This is a genomic window from Devosia pacifica (assembly GCF_014652635.1).
GTDB lineage: Bacteria > Pseudomonadota > Alphaproteobacteria > Rhizobiales > Devosiaceae > Devosia > Devosia pacifica.
Map to the genome: position 1 here is coordinate 105264 of NZ_BMZE01000004.1, position 17474 is coordinate 122737.

Below are 17474 nucleotides of genomic sequence, written 5' to 3' on the forward strand. Positions count from 1 at the left end.
ACAGTGAGCGGAACATTTGTCTTTTTCCAAGTTTCTTTCTGATGTCCTAAAAAAGTCGGAAGTCGAACAGACCGACTCAAGGCTGTCGACGCTCACCGACCCGCTGGCCTCTTTGCTATTCGGTGCTCAGCCTACCTATTCCAACATTTCGGTAACGCCCAAGACTGCAATGCAGGTGCCTGCCGTTGCGTCTGCGGTGACCCTGATTTCAGATGCCGTAGGCACGCTCCCGGTGAAGCTTTACGTGCGCAATGGCAAGGGCAAGGAAGCCGACACGGCACACCCTGCCTTTACCCTTGCGCATGATGAGGCCACGGACTGGACTAGTGCTGCTGAACTACGGACCCAGCTTACGCGCGATGCGCTGTTGCACGACAACGGCGGTTTCGCGCTCGCAGTGCGTGGCGGCAGTGGCAACGTGGTTGAGCTTCATCGACTAGACCCCGCCACTGTGGAGCTGAAGACCGATGAAACGACCCGCGAGCCTTTTTATCTTGTCAGAGAGGGCCGCAAGAACGTCCGCCACGAGTATTGGGACATTCTGCACGTCCGGCATGACGATGGCGCACCGATCAATCTGGCTCGCAACGCCATTGCTCTAGCCATCGACCTTGAACGGCATGCGGCAAAGCTCTTCAGCAATGGCGCGCGCCCGTCTGGCATCCTAAGCACCGATGCAAAGACGCCGGCTGGACTGAAGAACATTGCCGAGATGTGGAATGCCACGTTTGGCGATCCGTCCAATACCGGCAAGCCCGCCATTCTGCCTGAAGGCACCAATTATCAGCAGACCGGCCTTTCAAGCGTCGACGCTCAGTTTGAGCAGATGCGCCGCTTTCAGACTGAAGAGATTGCCCGGACGTTCCGCGTGCCGCCGACTATGCTGTTCGACCTCACGCGCGGCACTTGGTCGAACACCGAAGAGATGGGGCACCAGTTTCTGACCTACACCCTTCGGCCTTGGCTGAAGGCGTGGGAGTGGGCTTACGCCCGCGTGCTGCTCACGCCGGAAGAGCGCAGGACGCGCTTCTTCGAATTCATCACCGATGACCTTCTAACGGTCAGCTTTGCCCAGCGTGCGGCTTCCTATGGCCAGTATCGCAGCATGGGCGTGCTCACGGCCAATGAGGTGCGGGCAGGGCTCAACCTTCCGCCGCTGCTGGGTGGCGATGAGCTTCAGAACCCATACACGACAACCAGCGCCTCACCGGCGCAGGCAAGCAACGACAACCCAACGAAGACTGAGAAAGACGCCGCCTGATGCACAAGGCATTTTTTGGCGACCGTGAGCGGGAATTCTCGCTCACGCCGCACCTGATTCCAGAACTTGAACGCCTTGCCGGCAAGGGCATTGGTGGCATCGTCGAGAATACCCGCCGCATGGGCTTTGGCGAGATCGTCAACACCATCCGGCTGGGCCTCATCGGTGGCGGCACCCATCCAGAAGAGGCACAGGCGCTAGTGCAGACTTACGTGAAGGTGCATCCACTTGGTGAGCTTCACCTACTTGCCTTGGACATTCTCACCGACCTTTGGGCCGGCGCAGCAGCCCAGCCCAGCGATAAGGCTGCTGCAACGGGCGATTTGTCCGCCGCCGTCAACGCGAGTGCCGCGTGATGGAAAAGCTGGAAATCAAGGCCGAAGTCAGCATCGATGATGCCGGCACAATCACCGGCTTGGCTTGGCCATTCGGTTCTGCCGATAGCGTCGGTGACGTGATCGAAAAGGGCGCGTTTGCCCTTCCGTCCAGACTGCCCATCCTCATTGAACATGACCAGTCGCAGGTTGTGGGCGTGTGGGAAAGCGCCGCCGAAACTGATGCCGGTCTTGAAGTAAAGGGCCGGCTCTTTGTCGAGGGCGTCGACCCAGCCCGTAAGGCGCGTGAGCTCATGCAGCGGAAAAGCATCACCGGCCTGAGCATCGGCTTTCATGCGGACCGCTTTGAATACTTGCCCACCGGTGGCCGCAAGTTCGACGGCCTCACCGTCACCGAAATCTCTCTATGCCGCCGCCCGGTTCATCCGGGCGCGCGGATTACCTCTGTCAAATCCATGGAACAGGAAATCACCCATATGGAAAACGAGTCTCCTGCCGAAGCCAATACCGAGCTGAAGGCGGCAAACGACAATCTCGCAGCGCTTACCTCGCGGCTGGACAAACTGGAAGCCAAGGCCAATCGCCCGGTTGCTGCTAATGACAACGGCGACGCACCGAAGGAAGCCAGCGCCGCATTCGGCAACTTCCTGCGCCTCGGTCGTGAGAACCTTGGCGATATGCACCGGAAGGCGCTCACCGTCGCCAACGATGCGCCGAACTACGTCTTGGCACCCGAAGAGGTGTCGGGTGAATTCCTGCGCAACTTGGTGGAATGGTCGCCAGTTCGCTCTATCGCGGATGTGCGCACAATCGGCACCCACACCATCATTCTGCCTAAGCGCACCGGCGTCACCAATGCCAAATGGACGGGCGAAGCTACGTCTTCGGAAGCGTCTCAGCCCACCTTTGACCAGATGGAAATTCCGGTGAAGGAGCTGACCACTCACGTCGATCTGTCCAATTGGCTCATCGAAGACTCTGGCGCCACTGCCGAGCGCGAAGTGCGTCTAGCGCTGGCTGAAGACTTCGCCAAGAAGGAAGGGACCGCTTTCGTAAACGGCAGCGCCGCAGCTGAGCCCAAGGGTTTCATGGCTGAAGCTGGCATTGCCGCTCACGTGAACGGTCACGCCACAAACATTTCCGCCGACGCGCTGATTTCGTTGCTCTACAGCCTGCCGGGCATCTTCCGCAACGCGGGCAGTTGGGCAATGAACGGCAGCACCCTCGCAGCCGTGCGCAAGCTCAAAGACGGCAATGGCAATTATCTCTGGCAGCCGTCCTACCAAGCAGGCCAGCCAGAAACGATCCTTGGCCGTCCTGTTGTCGAGTTGATCGACATGCCCGACGTAGCAGCGGACGCCTTTCCCATCGTCTTTGGTGACTTCAAGACCGGCTATCGGATCTATGATCGGCTAGACCTCGCCATTTTGCCGAACCACTTCTTGCTAGCGACTGAAGGTCTGGTGCGCTTCCATGCCCGCCGCCGCGTCGGCGCTGGCGTGGTCCGGCCAGATGCCTTCCGCAAGCTGAAGATGGCAACGAGCTAAACCATGAAGCTTGGCGCGGATGGCATCTTTGTCGAGTTGGCAGGGGACGCCCATGAGCTTCGCCCGTCTCTCCGCGCCAGCATGCGCCTTGTTCGGCGGCACGGGCTCACCGGCCTGCTTGCCGCCGTCGATGGCTTCAACGTCAACATCATTTTGGACATGCTGAGGGAAGCGGCCATCAAGCCCAGCTTATTGCTGGAAGAGATCGCCGCAATTGGCCTTGGCGCTGTCCGAAATCGCCTTACCGGCCCGCTGGCCGAATTCGCCCTGGCTATTGCGGGCATCGATCCAAACGACGCCACACCACCTGCACCTGCCAACGGGAAGCCTGTCGATCCTGAGCAAGCCTTCGCTCAGCTCTTTGGCGTCGCCACCGGCTGGCTGGGCTGGGCACCGGAGGAAGCATGGAACGCAACACCCGTAGAGATACTCGCTGCCCGCGCTGGCCGAACAGACCTCATCACAGACGTGCTCAAGGCCGTGTTCGGGAGCCCGAAAGGGACCACCGCAACCGACGCGAGGACGGACCACTACACCGACGAACAACTCCGCAAGATCGAAGAGCAAGGCAGCGATCCGGCATTTGACCGTGCGGCACTGCACTCTCTGAAGAACAAGGGACGCACTACCTGATGCCTATCGCGCCACCACACCTTTGCGGTTGCGGCAATATCGTGCCGTCCGGTGAGCGTTGTGCTTGCCAAAAGGCCAGCGACCGAGCACGCAAAGCCCGCCATGATCGCCGCCGACCATCTGCACGGCAGCGCGGTTACAACACCGAATGGCAGAAGGCCCGCGCTGCGTTTCTAATCGTCCATTCGCATTGTGCATGCGGAAAACCTGCAAGCCATGGGACCACATCACGCCGCATCGTGGTGATGACCAGCTCTTTTGGGACCGCACCAATTGGCAGGCACTTTGCGCTCACTGCCACAACAGCACCAAGCAGCGCCAAGAGCGGACTATGAAGCCTTCGAGGTAATGCGACCGAAATCCCTGCCTTGTTCTGTGATTGCTAGGCCATCTGCGGAACTCCTCTTAATGAAGCCTCGCGCAACTAGGTAATCTACAGCTGCTATGTCGTCTGGACCCCGAATTTTATCAAGAGAAACAACCGCGCCAACCGCAAGTTGGCGCAGCAATCTGTATGCATCAACAGGCATATACTCGGCCATTTTCTTTCTCCATAGGAATTGTTCATCGCTTTTATTCGCAGGACGCAGAACACGCAACAACGCGCCGGCCACATGGTCTGCGCGATGGGCCACCGGGGTGGTTGAGAATTTGCCAGCCTCCAAGGGGACCGGCGGCGGGTCCGTCGCGCAAGATATTTCCTAAATAGAGTTTTTTTGGATGACCGCACTTACCGACCTAAAGGCCCAGCTCAACATCGTCGATGACGATGCCGACGATGGCCTGTTGAACCGCAAGATTGCTGCTGCCGAAGCGTCTGTTTCCGCAGACATTGGCGCGGAGACGCCCGTAAGCTATGCCGATGCACCTGCCGACCTTCAGGAAGCCATCCTGATGAAGGCCGCCCATCTGTATGAAAACCGTGAGGCGGTGCTGGTGGGCATCAGCGCCAACGAGCTGCCTATGGGCTATGCCGACCTCATCGCACCCCATCGGAAGTGGGTGTTTCGATGAGCACTTCACCGCAACTGAAGCGTGTTCTAGCGCGTGTTGAGGGCATTCCGGAAGCCGTTCGGCGGGACATGCAGCCGGCTATCAGGAAGTCTGCTGACGAACTGGCAGACATGCAGCGCAACCTTGCCGAGACTTCCCGTGACACTGGCGCGCTTATCGAGTCCATCGAAGTAACGCCGCCCGGTGGCACCACTCCCAACTACAGCCAGCCGGGTGGCTCCCGCACTGCCCATGAGCTTGAGGCCATCGTGACAGTGGGCAATTCGGAAGTCCGCTATCCGCATCTGGTGGAATACGGCACTGCGCATGCTCCGGCCCAGCCCTTCTTCTGGCCTGCCGTGCGCAGCCTTCAGCGCCGCATCACCAACCGGCTCAACCGTGCTGCCCGCAAGGCCGTTCGTGAGCATTGGAGTGAAGAATGACAGAACCAAGCCTTGCATTGCAGATGGCCATCCGCGCCCGTCTAGTTGCCTCACCGCACGTCATGGAGCTGGTAGAACCGCCCAATATTCGAGACGGCGGAACCCGGCCCGAAGCCTTCCCAAGTATCATTCTTGGTAGTGCGCAGGTCGAGACAGCCGGTCACTATCGGACCTACCGGAACGTGACCGTCTATCTGGATCTGCACATTTGGGGCGAAACGCTAGAGGCCACCAAGAACGTGGGGGCTGCCGTGTCGAAGGCGCTTTTCGGTGAGCCTGACGTGCCTGGCTTCGATCTCACCAACGGCCTGAGCGTTGAACGCAGCATCTATATGACCGACCCATCGGCATGCGGACATGGCGTTGTGAGCCTTCGGGCGCTCATGGGCGGTGCCATATGATGCGCGCCGGTCTCTTGTCTCACACGATCAGCTTGCAGCGTGCCACCGAAGAGGTGAGCGCTGCTGGCACCGTTTTAACGACCTGGGCGGATTTTGCCACGGTTCGTGCTGAGATGGTCACGCATTCGGTCGCAGATGCTGGAATGGCGTTTGGCGAAGCGGCGAAGGCGTCACTGGTGCTGCGCATCCGTCACTATCATGGCCTCACGTCCGACGACCGGCTGATCTTTCGCGGGCAGGCTTACGGCATCACCAATTTATTGGAGCTGGGCCGGCGCGTGATGGAGTTGCATTGCGAGGTGCTGAAATGAGAGGCCGCAAGCCCACCAGCATCGTGAGCGGCAGCAGCCCTGTTTCTGTGGTGCCGAAGCCGCCGAGCTACATGTCGAAGGATGCAAAGGCCGAATGGCGTAAAGTCGCGCCGATCCTGACTAGTGAACGCAGGACGCTCACGGAAGCGGACCTTGCCACATTGGAAAACTACTGTCTTGCCACCGGCACAATGCGGCAGGCGCAGCGCATCCTCAATGTGGAAGGGTTGGTGACTGCGGCAGGGAAGCGCCATCCGGCTTTTGGAATCATGAATGCTGCCCAGACCACTCAGCGGCTTTGCGCTGCTGAGCTTGGCCTTACTCCCGTAAGCCGGTCGCGGCCTGCGGTGCGTAGCGAAGGGAACGATGACAACAATCCCTTCGGCATCTAGGTCGACATACCCGCACTGGATTTATGATGATACGCCCATCGAAGATACCTTCGGTGACGGTGAGCGCGCTGTCCAATTCCTGCGCTGGCTTAAGCACCCCAAGAGCGGGATGCCCGATAAGAGCTTTCAGCTTGATCATTGGCTTGAGCGCATCGTGCGCCGCATTTACGGTCCACGACACCCGGACGGCTCCCGCATTGTGAAGACAGTGGTTCTGTTGCTGCCGCGCGGCAACCGCAAAACCAGCACTGCCGCCGCACTAGCGCTGCTGCACACCGTTGGACCGGAGCGTGTTCCGCACGGTGAAGCGATTTTCGCCGCCGCCGACCGCAAGCAGGCCAGCATCGCCTTCAAGGAGGCGCTGGGCATCGTGCAGGCGCACCGCACGATTTCAGGGGCGGTGAAGGTCTATGACGCGCACAACAGCGCAAAGAAGATCATCTATGCAAAGGAGCGGGTGACGCTGGAAGTCATTTCCGGTGACGCCGGCACACAGCATGGTCGAACTCCAAATTTTGTGCTGGCCGATGAGCTACACGTCTGGCCGAATTTCTATCTTTGGGAAGCCCTTCAGTCCGGTCTGGACAAAAGCGACAACACGTTGATGGTGGTGGCGACCACGGCAGGCCGTGGCCAAGAAAACGTCGCGTGGGAACAGATCGAAGACGCCCGCAAAGTGGCGCGTGGCGAAGTCGACGATCCTTCAATCTTGCCGATCCTCTTCGAAGCCGACCGCGATACAGATTGGCGCGATGAGTCGGTTTGGTATGCCACCAATCCCGGCCTGAAGCATGGCTATCCAAGTCTCGAAGGCTTCCGCCGCGCCGCTGCCAAGGCTGAGCGCAGCATGCGGGAGCGGCAGAGCTTCAGGCAGCTCAAGCTCAACGTCTGGCTTGACCAGAGCACGGACCCGTTCATTGACATGGACGTCTATGACAAGTGCGCCAATGACGTAGAACCAATGGACAACGAGCCGTGCTGGGTCGCGGTGGATATGAGCGCCACGACCGATCTAACTGCTGTTGTCGCCGCCTTCCGTGATGATGATGGCACTGTCTCTGTGCTGCCGCACTTCTTCCTGCCGGGAGACCTGTTGCGCGACCGCGCAGACCGGAATGGTGTGTCGTATCCCGAATGGGCGGAACAGGGTCTACTCACGGCAACGCCCGGCAACGTCATCGACTACCGAGCCGTCACCGACCACATTCTTGAGCTTTGCGCACGCTTCGACGTGCGGGAGATTGCCTTTGATCCCGCATACGCGCAGCCGGTGATGGGGCCACTAGCTGATGAGGGCTTGCCGGTGCTCACAATGCGGCAAGGCTGGGTGACGCAATCGCCGGCGCTCAATGAACTTGAGCGCAACATCGTCGGTGGCACCTTCCGGCATGGCGGGCATCCGCTGCTGCGCTGGTGCTTTTCCAACGTCGCCATTCACACTGACAGCGCAGGCAATCGCACCATGCACAAGGGCAAGAGCACCGGACGCATCGACGGTGCCGTTGCGACCTGGATGGCCGTCTCTCGAGCTGCCGCAAACGACAATTCCGCGTCCGCTTGGGACGACCCCCATTTCATGCAGAAAGTCTACGGATGAACGACCAGATTCTGAACATCTCGATTGAAGCGCGTATCGCCAAGCTTGAGCGCGACCTGCGCCGTGGCAGCAGCGTGCTCAACCGAAACGTTGGCGGCATGGAAAGGCGCGCCAAACTGGCAAGCCAGCGCATCGAGCGCCACTTCGCAGCCATCGGTGCTGGCATGATGGCTGGCGTCACCAGTGCGGTTTCTATGCGTGCCGCTCAGCAGCTCATTGATACAAGCACCCGGATTGGTAATTCCTTGTGGGTGGCTGGGCTTGCCGGTGAAGACCTTGAGAAGGTCTACCGTAGTCTCTTCGAGTCTGCCCAGCGCAATGCCGCTCCGCTGGAATCCCTTGCGCAGCTCTACTCCCGCGTGTCGCTGGTGCAGGGCGAACTTGGCGCTTCAACCGAAGATATGCTGAAATTCACTGATAACGTGGCGGTAGCGCTTCGCGTAGCAGGCACCGACGCGCAGTCCGCATCCGGCGCGCTGCTTCAGCTTTCGCAGGCGATGGGCTCCGGAGTGGTGCGGGCCGAAGAGTTCAATTCCATCCTTGAAGGCGCACTGCCGATTGCACAAGCCGTCGCTGCTGGCCTTGATGAGGCAGGCGGCTCCGTTTCGAAGCTTCGGACACTCGTGGTGGACGGTAAGGTTTCGTCTGCCGCTTTCTTCGATGCCTTCGAAGCTGGTTCGGTAACGTTGCAGCACAAGGTAGCGGCTGCGGAGATGAGCGTCTCATCTTCGTTTGTCCGGCTTCAGAATGTGCTGATCGACGCTGCTGGGCGATTCAATGAGACTTCCAGTGCCGGACAGCGGTTTGCCAGCTTCCTAGATACGCTGGGCAGCAAGATCACCGGGCTGGTAAACTCTCCTTCCTTCGATAGCGCATTGAACGACCTTGGTGACGCCATGGCCAAGACCTTCGAAGCGGACATGCGCGATATTCAGACCGTCATTGAGCTGGTGGAAGGCTTGGCCGCTAAGTTCGACAGCTTCGGCGCTTCCGTCACGGACGCCCAGCTGGAATTGGCTCAAGCCGAACAGGCCATGTCCAATCTGGCAACCAACACCAAAGGCCGCTTTGGCGAGTTGGACGCTGCTTTTCAAGATCTTGTCCAGCAGCTGCTTGAAGGGCGCGGCACCGCTGAGATGGCAGCGGAGGCCATTACCGCTCTTGGCGATGCCAATCCTGACTTCAGCAGCCTTCAGGGCCAAATCAGTGCCGTTATTCAGAACTTCATAGCCTTGCGCGAGGCCGCGCGTGCTGCGCTGCAGCCGGACGTTGCGGGCCTTCCGATGACGTATGCAGGGCAAGAGGGTGCACCGCCGCCAAAGCCTGCCACGCCGGTAGAGCGAGTCACCTTGGCCGATTATCCCGTTGCGCCGGTTGCTGGTGGTGGCAGTGGCGGTGGTGGTCGCGCTTCCGCAGTGCGCGCCGAAGCTGATGCCGCTGCTGAGTTGATCGCTGAGTTGGAAAACGAACTACGGCTTATCGGTCTGTCCGAAGTCGAGAAACGCATTGATACCGAACTGCGCCGAGCCGGGAGCAGTGCCACCGAAGCCCAGAAGCTATCCATACGGGGGCTCGTCACGGAAATTGAGGCGCAGAACGAGGCGCTAGAGCGCACGCAGGCCGCAATGGAAGGCGCAAAGGGTTTGGTCAAGGATTTCTTGGGCGGTCTCTTGAGCGACCTGCGCAGCGGTGTCGACGGCGCCAATGCGCTTGCCAACGCTTTCGGACGATTGGCTGACCGGCTGCTAGATATGGCGCTTGATACCGTCATCAACAGCCTGTTTGCCGGAATGATGGGTGGCGGTGGTGGATTGCTGGGCGGCCTCTTCGGCTTCAGCCAGGGCGGCATCGTTGAGGCTGCAGCGGGCGGGCTAATCCGTGGTCCGGGAAGCGGCACCAGCGACAGCATTCCGGCGCGGCTTTCCGATGGCGAGTTTGTTGTGCGAGCCTCTCAGACGGCCAAGCATCTGGACGTATTGCGGGCTATCAATGATGGCAAAGTCGCCGCGTTTGCCACTGGTGGCCTTGTTGGTGACGGGCCGGCCATAAGGGCGGCAAACGATAACATCGGCAGTGTCCACGGCAACGCCACACCCACCAACGTCACCATCACGTCTAACGTCACCGTCAATACCACCGGAGGCAAACCGGAACAAAATGACGACCTCGCACGGCAGACCGCCAAGCATGTTGAGAACCAAGTCCGGGCGGCCGTTCATGAAGAAATTCGTGCCGCAACCCGACCGGGAGGCTATCTGCGGCGCGCTTAGGCCCTGCCTCAAACAGCAACCCACACCTTGCATTCTTTCTTGTTAACAAGTAATATTGCATTTTGTTAATAGGAGCCCAAAATGTCCAAGCACGTTGTGTTGCCGGATGAGCGGGAAGCCAAGCTCAAGCAAATTGCTGCCAAGCATGAAATCACGGTTGCCGAAGCGGTAGGTCTACTTATCGAGTGGGCCGTCGAGCATGAAAAAGTGGAACCGGGGATCCCTGGCATCGAAATCCGTCGCGACACCAATAACGTCGTGATCGACTTCGGCGTGTTCCGGCGCACCTATTCCTTAGAGGTTGCCAAGGCATTCTCAGTAGCATTGCGCTGGTATGCGCGGCCTAAAGGGACGCAGTTCTCAGATATCCTCGACGCGCTTAGCGGGTCGGAGATTGTGGGACTTTCGCGTCGAGGCACCTCAGTGAAGGTAGCCGGCCCAAACGGGGCCGAGCGCACGCTAGCGCCATCTGTCGCGCGCGAACTAGCTACGTTAATCGAACGCAGCACCGCTCAACTTTCGCTATAAATACCGAAATAGGCCGAACCGGGCCGTTACCCGGTGAGGAGCATACTGGCACAAGACTAAAATCCGCGAACTGGGAATGAGACCGGCGCGATGAGCCCGCCAGTGGGCGAACACGGAAAGGCGGCATACCGCTCCCCGGCAGAAAATGCTGGACGCGCTTGCTGAGAGGCCGTGCTGGGAAATGCCCAGCGAAAAGAACCATCAATGATTGCGGCAATGTTGAAAGCCTCACAGGATGAGGTAGCGACAACCGCAAGTCATGCTGCGGTTGAAGGTAAGCCGCGCATGACGAGAACCGACAGGTTCGACCGTGTTGCCCTCTATGGGCAGGATATCGGAGCTAATGCAGGTCAATGGACACCGCCTGCTGGCCTAACAAGCCTTGGCTCTTCACCACTTCGACGGATGAGATTGAAGCTATCCCCAAGCGCTATGCAGTGCTTTTCCAATACTGCGTAGGGCTGGGGGATAAGTCTTACTCTGGATGAGGCTGTTCATCCTATTCTTCCGCTTCCGGCAAGCAAGACAAAGGGGCAGCGAGCGAAGCGAGCTGGTAAGGCCGAAGGCCGCGCAGGGAGGCGCGAAGCGCCGAGTGACGCCATTCATTTCTCGTCTGCATGCTTCCCGCTTGGACCATAAAAGTAGCGAGACAACCTCACCCTCGCTTGGCGTGAGGGTCGTTTTTCGTGGCACTGTGATGGGCCGTTCTGTGTGAGTAAGTAAGTGATTACTTATTTAAAAAACAATGACTTAGATAGATAAGTGACTTGACTAAGGCCGTTGTGGTGTCGGATTCTGAACCTGCAGATCAACGGGGACACCGATGCACGACGAAACGACCTATCTATCAAGCTTAAGCTGGTCTGAACTTCTTCATGTGTTCAACATCAATGCCGCGTTGCGCCTCAAGCTAGGTGTCAAGCTCTGTCCGTTCACCGGTAGGGTGGAGGAATACACGCTGGCGGACCAGCTTGGTGGCATGCTCAACGTGTGGCCCGCAAAGTGGCGCGAGATCATCGAAGACAGTCGGATTGAAGCCGCTTGACACGTAAGATAGTGTCGGTTACATGTAACCGACACTATGGAGCTGGTTGGAAAATGGCATTGTCTAACGCAGAAAAGGTCCGTCGCTACCGAGAGCGCAAGAAAGCCGCCAAGGAAGCAGCGCCAGATCTGACGGCAAACTTCATCGAAGGCTCGTTCGCCGAATTTGTCGGCGAAAATTATGAATTTGAGGAGTGGATTGTCGCTTCTGGTTTTCAGCTGCCGAACTGCTTCGCCGAAGAGGTCTGCACCTTCGATGTCGATGATCTGACTGAACGCAGCCAGAGTGGGAAACCGAGTCTTGAGCGAATGGAGTTTCTGGCCGGCGTATTTCTGAACGCTGCGACGGAGCTGCATGAGAAGATAAACGCCTTCAAGCTCGCTGAAATCGAAGCCCGCATTGCCGAGATCGAGCAAACCGACTTGTCGGACGCTGAAGCTAAGAGCAAGGCGCTAAAGGACATCGTGGCATTGCAGGGCATTAAGAGCAGCTTGGAGGGGAAGACGTTCCGCCGCTCATTTGCTGAGATCAGCGTAAAAGGCAGCTACTCCGAATAAGAAATTCCGCTGGGTGGGCTCTTGGGCTCAATCGCGAACCCACCACAGCGGCGCAGCGCGGCAGGCGCTTCCTGCCAACACTAGTAATGGGAGCCTATCATGGCCCGCACCTCTCGCTCAACGTCCGTTACAGGGCGCGACGGCTACATTGTCAATCAGGCGCTTCTCTACGCCATCGCGCACATTCAGTCTTTGCCTGAAGAAAAGCAGGAATTTAGCAACATGTGCGATATGTGCGCTATCGTGCTGAGCGACTTGTCCGCCTTTACCGCAAACCAGATCAGGGACGTGGCTCTTCATACTGGCCACACAGTCAACCTCTGGCCGTTGGAAGATGAATTCTACACGGCTGCAGAGTTGGGGCGGCGGCACGATCTACAGCGGCGCATCAGCCGTGCTTTCAAGTGCAACAAGGCCTTTATGGTCAGTTGCGGGGAAGGCGTTACAGACGATCCTGAGATTCTGATGATGGCGGCACACCTGAAGAGCGGTGGTGCTATCGACGCGACCGGTGGGCTGTTCGATCTGGAGCCGGCAGCATGATGGAAAAGTTCGACAACTATCTGGTTACGAAGGTTATCGGAGTGGGTGTGATTCCTGTGTCGTTTGTCCCGGAAACGACTGAAGCGCTTCCCGGCACCTACCGGGTAGACATGCTGGCAAACGCCACCCTTGTCACAAGTTCGGATGGCGATGACCTACCCTTCTTTGCCTTCCGCTTCATACGCGATGGACACGTGCCGGTGACATTCTATAGCACCTGCCGCGATGACGGTGTTGCCGGCTATCTGATCAATGACGCGCCCGAGCGGGAAGTGACGATCAATGATCTTGATGACGCTGACCGCGCCTACATTCGGGGTGAACGCGCATGACTATCACCACCAGTCTCGACCACCAGATGAGCTACCGCGAACGCCAGGAGTTTGAAGTGATGATTACCTTGGAAGAGGCCATCAAGACCGCCCAGCCGATCGACACTAGCACTTTGGCAACTCGCATTGTGGACGCGATCGAGAACATCGATCCGGCTGAGTTCGAAGAAAACTAGGCGGGCTACCAGACATGGCACCCCGAGCTCAGTTCGGGGTGTCAAGCTGAACATTTCACCTTCGCTGTAGTCGACATAAACCGTGCCAATTCCATTAGTGATAGGCTAGACGCCGGCCCTGTCAGCCGCTCTATTCTTCGGGTTCTTCTTCCCCACCTTCATCATCATCGATCACATCGTCGATGTTCTCTCTCGTGCTCGCCGATTTGCGACGACGACCGTCCACGATTTCGATCTGAGGTGCCTTTTTTCCTGCGGCCACCTCATTCTCGTGGAGCTTCGTGATGACACCCAACTTGTTTCTCATGCCGCCTACGTTGACCACTATAAAAACCGCTTCGTCGGTGCGAGCTGCCTGCTGATAAATTCGAGTCTGGGTCTTGTAGCCATGAACCACTTGACCCTTTGACAGCTTCATTTCGACAACAATTCTATTCGCGTAACCGATCGAAAAACGAAAATCGACAGGGCCACCACCGGTGTTGGTCTCAGGCGCTATGTCGATGTTGTTGGCTTTGCAGAACAGTTCAGCGACAGCAAAGAAAACAAGCTGCGCCGCGCGCTCTCTCTTCGGCTTATCCTTGTCCCAAAGGAGTTCCCATAAATTGTTCTGTTCCACCATGTAGCGAAAGTGGTTGACGATTTCGGTGACTGCGCGAAGGAGTTCTTCGCGACTGGGAGGCGCAGCTTGAAAGCCTGGCTTCTTAAAGGCTTCAAGTCGGCTAGCCATTAGCTCGCGGAAGCGAAACAGGTTCAGCGGATCACTCTTTGGGTCGTAAGCATCGCTTGACACTAGGATAGCTTCGAAGATGGTCCTGAAGTTGCCGACCGATTCTAACGCGGCCTTGCGCAAGGCCGCCTTTTTGTCGGCCATAGTCGCTTCGGCGATGGGACCAACGAAGCCGTTGAAAGCCTCCCGAATTCTCTCAATCTCAAGGACCACACGCGATACGTCCGACCAGTCAGCGGCAAGAGGCAGGTCCCTCAGGATGTCGCAGGGCACCAAGATTATTGGGACTTCGGGCGCGCCCGGGTTTGGGGGTAGTTGCCTCCCGCCATAGTCCTTGAAAATTCCGGTTTCGACGCCGTAGTCCTTACAGAACTTCTCAGTTACCTCGATCAGCGCCGGGAAAATCGCGTTGGTCGCGAGGTCGCTGATCGTGTCCGGTCCCACACCCTCTTCGAACATTCCCATAAGCGAGATGATCTCGGGGTCGGTCTCTCCGAGAGTAATGATCTCCTTGGCTGTCGCGAGAACTTGGTCTCGAACGTTCCTCGGTCTCGAGCTGCCCCTCGTGCTCGACCCACCATAACCCAGACACGTCTCTGGTCGCTCTTTTAAATTGAGCAGCCGCCCAGCTCCCTTCCAAGCCGCATCCCCTGGTGTCTTGCTCGCAGCGAGAAGCCTTACAACGTCACCGAAGTGCTTCCGCAGCAGTTCGTTGCCATTCTCGCGAATTAACTCGATATCGCTATTCTTTAGCAGGAGAGGGTCTATGAACAGTCGACTGTCTGCATTCAGAACGGGATCAAAGAGTCCCTCGGCCGCGAGCGCCTCCGGCGATACACCGAAGTGTTTAGAAAACAGGATCGGTGTGACAAGAGTAGCCATACAATTCCCCCAACAGCTCGGGGCAGACTATTTGCGAAAGCAGCTAAAGTCCATGAATGAGCTAAGTCGTATGTTTTGCCATCTCAATAAGCTCGACGCGCTTCTGTAGTGTGCCCTGCGGCATCTGCCCGTAACGCGCGGTCATGCTGAACTTGCTGTGGCCCATCAGAAAGCCGAACTCTTCGTCCATCAGTCCCGCTCGGCGCATGGCATCTGAAAAGCCGTGCCGGAAGCTGTAGAGTGACAAGCCGCGCCCTTCTTTTAGTCCGAGCTTGATCAGATAGAGCCCGAACTTCTTTTCGAACTTGGCGGCGATATGTCCGCGCTCATTGCGCTCCGCTTCAGGAAACACGCGACGCTCGCCAGCAGCCCGCTGGCGCTCTACGTGCTCAATGAAGCCCATTTCCACCAACTTGGAGTGCACTGGCACGACGCGAAATGATCCCTTGGTTTTCAGGCTCTTCTCGTCATCGCCTTCGTCGGTAAAGTGCATTACCCAAACGCCGTGCATCTGTCGCACGTCATCCACTAGAAGCTGAGCGATCTCGCCGGGCCTGGCGCCGGAATACATCATCACATGCGGAAGCCAGTAGCGGTGGTCCCTGATCAGGTGCTCGCCCGGGACGTGCCACTTCACTTCATTCTTGCATCCGGTGAACAGTGGCGAGGCCAGAAGCACCTGAAGCTCATCATCTGTGAAAGGCCGGACGTTTGTCTTGGTCTTGTCCACCTTCAGATACATGTCGGTAAACGGGTTGGCCGCGATGTAGTCGTGGGCTGCAAGCCAGTTACAGAAAGCCCCGAAAGCTGCCATGTAGCGGTTTACGGTCTTGGCGGAGATGACCGGCTTGGGCGTTACGAGCCTGCCGTTCGCCTCAATAATTTCGCGGAAACTCATTCCCTTGAAGATGGAAGTCTCCGCTGCCTTCACCGGGTATTCCTGTAGCAGGGCCTTCCATTCGCGCACTGCCTTCTTATTGAGATCGCCAACCGGGAAGTCCGAACCGACCAACTCTACAAACGTGCCAATGTCGCGCCGTGCCTGCATCAGCGTCGCCTGAGAAATGGCCTTCGGGTTCTCCTTGGCGTAGCGCTCAAACAATTCCATCAGCCGTTCGCCCGGCTTTGCGACTTCCAGAGTAGCCGCAGGCCGTGTGACAATGGGGTCTACAGGCGCGCCAGCGTAGTTGCCTATGTCGCGCTCGCCGGCGCGTGTCACCACTTCGATCTGTGCGCGCATCAGCCGGAAGCATAGTTCGCGATACTGGCTGCTTCCGGGCTCGACTAGGAGCTGGTGGCGCTCAATGAAAGCATCAGCAGCCCATTCAATCAAAACCGTCTCGCCACGCCCAAGGTGCGCCCGCAGCGCGCGCGTATGGTGTTCGCGGCTTCCGGCCATCCATGTTCTGCTCGTCAGCTCCGGTATGGTGCGCTCAAGCTCGTCTGCCCGCAGCTCAGTCGCGTAGTGATCCCATGTGGCCCTCGCGAAGTCCTCTTCGGCGATGTCGCGCCGCCGACGCAGCTCGTCGAATTTGTGGTGCCATTCTGCAAGCACTGAAAGCTTGCGAGTATTAGCGGTCCGCCGATCCTTGGTGTTCAAAGACCGAACGAGCTCGCGCGTGCCCATGAGGTGCTGAAGTTCAGTCGGGACGACCTGCCGAGCATAATATGTGGAGCCGCGCCGTTTGAGGTTAGAGCCGTTTGCCATGCCATTTCTCCTTCCCCAGGCTTTATAGCGATCGGTTCACGGCGGTGCAGATTTCGCCGGAAGTGGATCACCAAAGTGGATCAGTGACGTGCTGATAAGTGCTTGTGAAACAAGAACTTATTGGAACATCAATGACTTAGGGAGGATTGGCTGGGGAACCTGGATTCGAACCAAGATCGACGGAGTCAGAGTCCGCTGTTCTACCATTGAACTATTCCCCAAGCAGCGCGGAGCGCTTGGCCAGGCGCCGAGCGCCTGTGTGGAGGGCTTTTAGCACATTTTCTGGTGAGATCAACCCTGCCGAAAGGCCGCGTGCACGGCGTCCGGACAAGCATCAGTAGGTGGGCGCAATCACGCAGAAACCCTGGAGTTTGAGCGCCTCTTCTATGCGCTCCGACTGGCCCCCGATCAGTTTGTCCGCCGAAGAGGTCGTCGCGAAATACGACCAGTCAATGTCGCGCAGGTGGGTGGGTATCGCGGCTTTGGCGCTGTCCGGCAGCACGAGAAGGCGTGGCTCTTCCTTCTGAGATGCCTCCGAGGAGGCTGGCTTGGAGATAAATACGACCACCTGCATTGCCGCCCCCGGGCCTGCTCAAAACGCCGAAACTCCTCAAGAATGAAATGATAACGGAAAAAGTCTACGTCGCAAGAAAGTTGGGGCGTTGATGGTACAATAATGTCAGCCTCTGGCCGATACTTAAGTCACTGGCCCTGGGTGTCGTTGCGGGTGAGAACCTTAGTCTCGCCATTGCGCCTATTCGTGTTCTGCACTAGGCTCCATACCAACGTT

Annotated in this window: 21 protein-coding genes and 1 tRNA gene; 18 read left to right on the forward strand and 4 right to left on the reverse strand. The window is 58.0% G+C overall.

Going from position 1 to position 17474, the window contains the following annotated elements; translation table 11 throughout:
- Nucleotides 1–16 precede the first annotated feature (16 nt).
- The 18 genes from IE127_RS16820 to IE127_RS16905 all read left to right on the forward strand — a co-directional run bounded on the left by IE127_RS16820 (nucleotide 17) and on the right by IE127_RS16905 (nucleotide 13364).
- Nucleotides 17–1261: a phage portal protein gene (locus IE127_RS16820; RefSeq protein ID WP_189426940.1), complete on the forward strand. Its 1245-nt coding sequence runs from the start codon at nucleotides 17–19 to the stop codon at nucleotides 1259–1261.
- Nucleotides 1261–1617, forward strand: coding sequence for a gene transfer agent family protein (locus IE127_RS16825; protein ID WP_189426942.1), 357 nt, complete (start codon nucleotides 1261–1263; stop codon nucleotides 1615–1617). Before IE127_RS16820 ends, IE127_RS16825 begins: the two co-directional genes overlap by 1 nt.
- Nucleotides 1617–3143, forward strand: a complete 1527-nt coding sequence (locus IE127_RS16830; RefSeq protein WP_189426944.1) for a phage major capsid protein — start codon at nucleotides 1617–1619, stop codon at nucleotides 3141–3143. The genes IE127_RS16825 and IE127_RS16830 overlap by 1 nt, the downstream gene beginning before the upstream one ends.
- Nucleotides 3144–3146: 3 nt before the next feature.
- Complete coding sequence (locus IE127_RS16835; RefSeq protein WP_189426946.1) at nucleotides 3147–3776, forward strand: phage tail assembly chaperone; 630 nt, start codon at nucleotides 3147–3149, stop codon at nucleotides 3774–3776.
- A gap of 196 nt (nucleotides 3777–3972) precedes the next feature.
- Nucleotides 3973–4125, forward strand: a complete 153-nt coding sequence (locus IE127_RS19865; protein WP_189426952.1) for an HNH endonuclease — start codon at nucleotides 3973–3975, stop codon at nucleotides 4123–4125.
- 371 nt (nucleotides 4126–4496) lie between these two features.
- Nucleotides 4497–4790, forward strand: a complete 294-nt coding sequence (locus IE127_RS16845; protein WP_189426954.1) for a head-tail connector protein — start codon at nucleotides 4497–4499, stop codon at nucleotides 4788–4790.
- On the forward strand, nucleotides 4787–5212 hold the full coding sequence (locus IE127_RS16850) for an HK97-gp10 family putative phage morphogenesis protein (RefSeq protein ID WP_189426956.1): 426 nt from the start codon (nucleotides 4787–4789) through the stop codon (nucleotides 5210–5212). The genes IE127_RS16845 and IE127_RS16850 overlap by 4 nt, the downstream gene beginning before the upstream one ends.
- The gene (locus tag IE127_RS16855) at nucleotides 5209–5613 is read left to right on the forward strand and encodes a DUF3168 domain-containing protein (RefSeq protein ID WP_189426957.1); all 405 of its coding nucleotides are present in this window, start codon (nucleotides 5209–5211) and stop codon (nucleotides 5611–5613) included. The genes IE127_RS16850 and IE127_RS16855 overlap by 4 nt, the downstream gene beginning before the upstream one ends.
- Complete coding sequence (locus IE127_RS16860) at nucleotides 5610–5924, forward strand: phage head closure protein (protein ID WP_189426958.1); 315 nt, start codon at nucleotides 5610–5612, stop codon at nucleotides 5922–5924. The genes IE127_RS16855 and IE127_RS16860 overlap by 4 nt, the downstream gene beginning before the upstream one ends.
- Nucleotides 5921–6316: a phage terminase small subunit P27 family gene (locus IE127_RS16865; protein WP_189426959.1), complete on the forward strand. Its 396-nt coding sequence runs from the start codon at nucleotides 5921–5923 to the stop codon at nucleotides 6314–6316. Before IE127_RS16860 ends, IE127_RS16865 begins: the two co-directional genes overlap by 4 nt.
- Nucleotides 6291–7913, forward strand: a complete 1623-nt coding sequence (locus IE127_RS16870; RefSeq protein ID WP_189426960.1) for a terminase large subunit — start codon at nucleotides 6291–6293, stop codon at nucleotides 7911–7913. The genes IE127_RS16865 and IE127_RS16870 overlap by 26 nt, the downstream gene beginning before the upstream one ends.
- Complete coding sequence (locus IE127_RS16875; protein WP_189426961.1) at nucleotides 7910–10183, forward strand: tape measure protein; 2274 nt, start codon at nucleotides 7910–7912, stop codon at nucleotides 10181–10183. The genes IE127_RS16870 and IE127_RS16875 overlap by 4 nt, the downstream gene beginning before the upstream one ends.
- An 81-nt stretch (nucleotides 10184–10264) precedes the next feature.
- Nucleotides 10265–10711, forward strand: a complete 447-nt coding sequence (locus IE127_RS16880) for a hypothetical protein (RefSeq protein ID WP_189426962.1) — start codon at nucleotides 10265–10267, stop codon at nucleotides 10709–10711.
- An 823-nt stretch (nucleotides 10712–11534) separates the two neighbouring features.
- Entirely contained in the window at nucleotides 11535–11756 is a 222-nt protein-coding gene (locus tag IE127_RS16885; RefSeq protein ID WP_189426963.1) for a hypothetical protein, read from the forward strand.
- Nucleotides 11757–11809: 53 nt separating this feature from the next.
- A complete protein-coding gene (locus IE127_RS16890) occupies nucleotides 11810–12313 on the forward strand; it encodes a hypothetical protein (protein WP_189426964.1) in 504 nt (167 codons plus the stop codon).
- A gap of 99 nt (nucleotides 12314–12412) precedes the next feature.
- Nucleotides 12413–12856: a hypothetical protein gene (locus tag IE127_RS16895; protein ID WP_189426965.1), complete on the forward strand. Its 444-nt coding sequence runs from the start codon at nucleotides 12413–12415 to the stop codon at nucleotides 12854–12856.
- Nucleotides 12853–13188, forward strand: a complete 336-nt coding sequence (locus tag IE127_RS16900) for a hypothetical protein (protein ID WP_189426966.1) — start codon at nucleotides 12853–12855, stop codon at nucleotides 13186–13188. Before IE127_RS16895 ends, IE127_RS16900 begins: the two co-directional genes overlap by 4 nt.
- Nucleotides 13185–13364 carry a hypothetical protein gene (locus tag IE127_RS16905; protein WP_189426967.1) on the forward strand — a complete coding sequence of 60 codons (180 nt, stop codon included), beginning with the start codon at nucleotides 13185–13187 and terminating at the stop codon, nucleotides 13362–13364. The genes IE127_RS16900 and IE127_RS16905 overlap by 4 nt, the downstream gene beginning before the upstream one ends.
- Nucleotides 13365–13494: 130 nt before the next feature.
- On the opposite strand, the gene IE127_RS16910 is transcribed toward IE127_RS16905, so the two are convergent.
- From IE127_RS16910 to IE127_RS16925, 4 genes are all read right to left on the reverse strand, one after another.
- Complete coding sequence (locus tag IE127_RS16910; protein ID WP_189426968.1) at nucleotides 13495–14976, reverse strand: DUF8370 family protein; 1482 nt, start codon at nucleotides 14974–14976, stop codon at nucleotides 13495–13497.
- A gap of 61 nt (nucleotides 14977–15037) precedes the next feature.
- A complete protein-coding gene (locus IE127_RS16915) occupies nucleotides 15038–16684 on the reverse strand; it encodes a site-specific integrase (RefSeq protein ID WP_189426969.1) in 1647 nt (548 codons plus the stop codon).
- Nucleotides 16685–16831: 147 nt separating this feature from the next.
- Nucleotides 16832–16905: transfer RNA gene (locus IE127_RS16920), tRNA-Gln, on the reverse strand.
- Nucleotides 16906–17018: 113 nt separating this feature from the next.
- Nucleotides 17019–17258 carry a hypothetical protein gene (locus tag IE127_RS16925; RefSeq protein WP_189426970.1) on the reverse strand — a complete coding sequence of 80 codons (240 nt, stop codon included), beginning with the start codon at nucleotides 17256–17258 and terminating at the stop codon, nucleotides 17019–17021.
- Nucleotides 17259–17474: the final 216 nt, after the last annotated feature.

What these genes read in the sequence shown, in the direction of transcription:
- IE127_RS16870 (WP_189426960.1), top strand. Translation starts at nt 6,291, where the DNA reads ATGACAACAATCCCTTCGGCATCTAGGTCGACATACCCGCACTGGATT.
- IE127_RS16925 (WP_189426970.1), bottom strand. Translation starts at nt 17,258, where the DNA reads ATGCAGGTGGTCGTATTTATCTCCAAGCCAGCCTCCTCGGAGGCATCT.
- IE127_RS16875 (WP_189426961.1), top strand. Translation starts at nt 7,910, where the DNA reads ATGAACGACCAGATTCTGAACATCTCGATTGAAGCGCGTATCGCCAAG.
- IE127_RS16905 (WP_189426967.1), top strand. Translation starts at nt 13,185, where the DNA reads ATGACTATCACCACCAGTCTCGACCACCAGATGAGCTACCGCGAACGC.
- IE127_RS16910 (WP_189426968.1), bottom strand. Translation starts at nt 14,976, where the DNA reads ATGGCTACTCTTGTCACACCGATCCTGTTTTCTAAACACTTCGGTGTA.
- IE127_RS16825 (WP_189426942.1), top strand. Translation starts at nt 1,261, where the DNA reads ATGCACAAGGCATTTTTTGGCGACCGTGAGCGGGAATTCTCGCTCACG.
- IE127_RS16915 (WP_189426969.1), bottom strand. Translation starts at nt 16,684, where the DNA reads ATGGCAAACGGCTCTAACCTCAAACGGCGCGGCTCCACATATTATGCT.
- IE127_RS16835 (WP_189426946.1), top strand. Translation starts at nt 3,147, where the DNA reads ATGAAGCTTGGCGCGGATGGCATCTTTGTCGAGTTGGCAGGGGACGCC.
- IE127_RS16880 (WP_189426962.1), top strand. Translation starts at nt 10,265, where the DNA reads ATGTCCAAGCACGTTGTGTTGCCGGATGAGCGGGAAGCCAAGCTCAAG.
- IE127_RS16830 (WP_189426944.1), top strand. Translation starts at nt 1,617, where the DNA reads ATGGAAAAGCTGGAAATCAAGGCCGAAGTCAGCATCGATGATGCCGGC.
- IE127_RS16885 (WP_189426963.1), top strand. Translation starts at nt 11,535, where the DNA reads ATGCACGACGAAACGACCTATCTATCAAGCTTAAGCTGGTCTGAACTT.
- IE127_RS16845 (WP_189426954.1), top strand. Translation starts at nt 4,497, where the DNA reads ATGACCGCACTTACCGACCTAAAGGCCCAGCTCAACATCGTCGATGAC.
- IE127_RS16900 (WP_189426966.1), top strand. Translation starts at nt 12,853, where the DNA reads ATGATGGAAAAGTTCGACAACTATCTGGTTACGAAGGTTATCGGAGTG.
- IE127_RS19865 (WP_189426952.1), top strand. Translation starts at nt 3,973, where the DNA reads ATGCGGAAAACCTGCAAGCCATGGGACCACATCACGCCGCATCGTGGT.
- IE127_RS16855 (WP_189426957.1), top strand. Translation starts at nt 5,209, where the DNA reads ATGACAGAACCAAGCCTTGCATTGCAGATGGCCATCCGCGCCCGTCTA.
- IE127_RS16890 (WP_189426964.1), top strand. Translation starts at nt 11,810, where the DNA reads ATGGCATTGTCTAACGCAGAAAAGGTCCGTCGCTACCGAGAGCGCAAG.
- IE127_RS16860 (WP_189426958.1), top strand. Translation starts at nt 5,610, where the DNA reads ATGATGCGCGCCGGTCTCTTGTCTCACACGATCAGCTTGCAGCGTGCC.
- IE127_RS16895 (WP_189426965.1), top strand. Translation starts at nt 12,413, where the DNA reads ATGGCCCGCACCTCTCGCTCAACGTCCGTTACAGGGCGCGACGGCTAC.
- IE127_RS16865 (WP_189426959.1), top strand. Translation starts at nt 5,921, where the DNA reads ATGAGAGGCCGCAAGCCCACCAGCATCGTGAGCGGCAGCAGCCCTGTT.
- IE127_RS16850 (WP_189426956.1), top strand. Translation starts at nt 4,787, where the DNA reads ATGAGCACTTCACCGCAACTGAAGCGTGTTCTAGCGCGTGTTGAGGGC.